3 protein-coding genes are annotated in these 3,084 nt (G+C 72.2%); all 3 read left to right on the top strand.

Translation table 11 applies throughout. The features are described from left to right. The first annotated feature begins 235 nt into the window (after positions 1 to 235). Complete coding sequence (locus tag AC1D12_RS29390) at positions 236 to 1,108, top strand: GNAT family N-acetyltransferase (protein WP_465111930.1); 873 nt, start codon at positions 236 to 238, stop codon at positions 1,106 to 1,108. A gap of 4 nt (positions 1,109 to 1,112) precedes the next feature. Continuing rightward, positions 1,113 to 2,039, top strand: coding sequence for a 2-hydroxyacid dehydrogenase (locus tag AC1D12_RS29385; RefSeq protein ID WP_477844721.1), 927 nt, complete (start codon positions 1,113 to 1,115; stop codon positions 2,037 to 2,039). 133 nt (positions 2,040 to 2,172) lie between these two features. Beyond that, positions 2,173 to 3,084: aminotransferase class III-fold pyridoxal phosphate-dependent enzyme (locus tag AC1D12_RS29380; RefSeq protein ID WP_477844719.1), on the top strand; the 912-nt coding region annotated here is incomplete at its 3' end.

The following is a 3,084-nucleotide window of genomic DNA, read 5'->3' as shown; positions in this document are numbered from 1 at the left end:
GGATGGAAGGTGTGCACGCGCCGGCCTCGCAAAAATGGGGTTCAATCGACGCTCGAATGCTAGGCAGGGTGGTGCGGAATTTGCGGCCGTACGCAGGCCGGCGAACGCAGCAAATGGCGAATCGCCCGGCCCGTGCAGCGCAAGCTGCGGTTTTGATCGCGGCGACAAGATCGTCCTATCCGGGGCGATGGGAAGCTTGGAACCATCGCACGAGACGCCTGCGCTGGAGAAGCCATTGACTGACATTTCGAAGAGCGGGACCGCGGCCGACGGGGTCGCGTTGCGGCCCATGGAGGCCCGGGACCTCGACGCCGCCCACGCGCTGTCGCTGCGCGTGCACTGGCCGCACCGGCTCGCCGACTGGCAGTTCAGCTTCGAGTTCGGCCGCGGGCTGGTCGCCGAGCGCGACGGCGAGCTGATGGGCACCGCGCAGAGCTGGTCCTGGGGTGAACGGCACGCGACCATCGGCCTGGTGATCGTCGACCCGCGCTGCCAGGGGCGGCGCATCGGCTACCGCCTGATGGAGGCGCTGCTGGCCGGACTCGGCGGGCGCAGCGTGCTGCTGCATGCGACGCCGGAGGGCCGCGGCCTGTACGAGCGCCTGGGCTTCGTGCGGACCGGCGAGGTGCGCCAGCACCAGGGCACGGCGCTGCCGGCGCCACTGGTCGCGCTGGACACCGGCCGGCGCCTGCGCCCGGCCGACCACAACGACAGCGAGGCGCTGGCGCGGCTCGACGCGCAGGCGCGCGGCATGCCGCGCCCGGCCCTGATCGGCGCGCTGCTGGCCCAGGCCGACACGGTGGTGCTCGACCAGGACGGGCAGGCGCGCGGCTTCGCGATGCTGCGCCGCTTCGGGCGCGGGCTGAGCCTCGGGCCGGTGGTGGCGCCGGACGTCGAGGGCGCGAAGGCGCTGATCGCCCACCTGGTGGGCTTGAACGCCGGCAAGTTCGTGCGCATCGACATCGACTTCGACAGCGGGCTCACCGAGTGGCTGGAGAGCCTGGGGCTGCTGCGCGTGGATGCGCCGACGGTGATGGTGCGCGGCGCGGTGCCGGTGCTCGCTGACGGCAGCCGCCTGTTCTCCCTCGTCAACCAGGCGCTCGGCTGACCCGATGAGCTTCGTCTACAAATCAGACCCGGTGCGCGGGCGCCAGTGGGCCGAGATCTTCGCGCGCGAGGCGCCGGCGCTGGCGTTTCGCATCTGGCCCGACATCGGCGACCCGGTGCAGGTGCGCTTCCTCGCGGCCTGGGAGCCGCCGGCCCGTCTCGGCGAGCTGTTCCCGAACCTGCAGGTGCTGTTCTCGTCGGGGGCCGGCGTCGACCAGTTCGACTTCGCGGCGCTGCCAGCCGGGCTGCCGGTCGTGCGCATGGTCGAGCCCGGCATCATCGGCGGCATGGTCGAGTACGTCAGCTGGGCGGTGCTGGCCCTGCACCGCGACATGCTGCAGTACCGGCGCCAGCAGGCGCAGGCGCAGTGGAAGGCGGCACCGGTGCGGCCGGCCGGGCACTGCCGCGTCGGCGTGCTCGGGCTCGGCTCGCTGGGCCGGGCGGCGCTCGCGCAGTTGCGCAGCTTCGGCTTCGATTGCGCCGGCTGGAGCCGTTCGCGCCACCAGGTCGACGGCGTGCAGTGCTTCGCAGGCGCGGATGAGTTGCCGGCCTTTCTCGCGCGCACGCAGATCCTGGTGTGCCTGCTGCCGCTGACCGACGAGACGCGCGGCTTCCTGGACGCGACGCTGTTCGCGCAGCTGCCGCGCGGCGCCGGCCTGGTGCAGGTCGGGCGCGGACCGCAGCTGGTGCAGGTCGACCTGCTGGCCGCGCTCGCGCAGGGCCGGATCGCCGACGCGGTGCTCGACGTGACCGACCCCGAGCCGCTGCCGCCCGATCACCCGTTCTGGCAGCACCCGAACATCTGGCTCACGCCGCACATCGCGAGCATGACGCAGCCCGACACCGCGGCGCGCGTGGTGCTGGACAACCTGCGGCGCTTCGAGGCCGGTGAAGAGATGGTCGGCCGCGTCGACCGCGCGCGCGGTTACTGACCGCGCACGCCGCCACATCTTCTGCTGAACCGCCGCGAAGAACGATGCTGCGTTGCGCCGCGCCGGCCCAAAGCAGCACCACGCGCCGGGGGCGCCATCCTATTCTGGAGGCTCACCACCACGAGCCCACCGCATGTCGTCGCCAGCCCTTTCCACCCTCGATGCGCTGATCACGCTCGACCGAGACCACCTGATCCACCCGGTCGCGCCGTGGCGCAAGCACCAGCAGCGCGGCGTCACCGTGCTCGAGTCCGGCCACGGCGCCTGGCTGAAGGATGCGAGCGGGCGCGAGCTGCTGGATGCCTTCGCCGGCCTGTGGTGCGTCAACATCGGCTACGGCCACGAGAGCGTGGTGCAGGCCGCGGCCGAGCAGATGCGCAAGCTGCCCTATGCCACCGGCTACTTCCACTTCGGCAGCGAGCCGGCGATCCGCCTGGCCGCGAAGCTGGTCGAGATCACGCCGGCCTCGCTGACGCGCGTCTACCTGACGCTCGGCGGCTCGGAGGCGGTGGACGCGGCCAGYCGCTTCATCGTGCAGTACTACAACAACACCGGCCGCCCGCACAAGAAGCACTTCATCGCGCTGGAGCGCGGCTACCACGGCTCGTCGTCGTTCGGCGCCGGGCTGACCGCGCTGCCGCTGTTCCACCGCGGCTTCGACCTGCCGCTGCCCAACCAGCACCACATCGCCTCGCCCTACGGGTACCGCAGCGCGGCCGGGGCCGATCCGCAGGCGCTGATCGCGGCCTCGGTGGCGGCGCTGCGCAGCAAGGTGGCCGAGCTCGGCGCGGACAACGTGGCCGCCTTCTTCTGCGAGCCGATCCAGGGCTCGGGCGGCGTGGTCGTGCCGCCGGTGGGCTGGCTGAAGGCGATGCGCGAGGCGGCGCGCGAGCTCGACATCCTGTTCGTCGTCGACGAGGTCATCACCGGCTTCGGCCGCACCGGCCCGATGTTCGCGTGCGAGGCCGAGGGCGTCGAGCCCGACCTGATGACGCTCGCCAAGGGCCTGACCGCCGGCTATGCGCCGATGGGCGCGACGCTGATG

The organism is Rhizobacter sp. P1_G5 (assembly GCF_056405435.1).
The sequence above is the reverse complement of the archived record's forward strand: the minus strand, read 5'-3'. Positions and strand labels throughout refer to the sequence as shown.

Excerpts from the sequence above, each read along its gene's own strand:
- AC1D12_RS29385 (WP_477844721.1), top strand. The coding sequence starts at position 1,113 with ATGAGCTTCGTCTACAAATCAGACCCGGTGCGCGGGCGCCAGTGGGCC.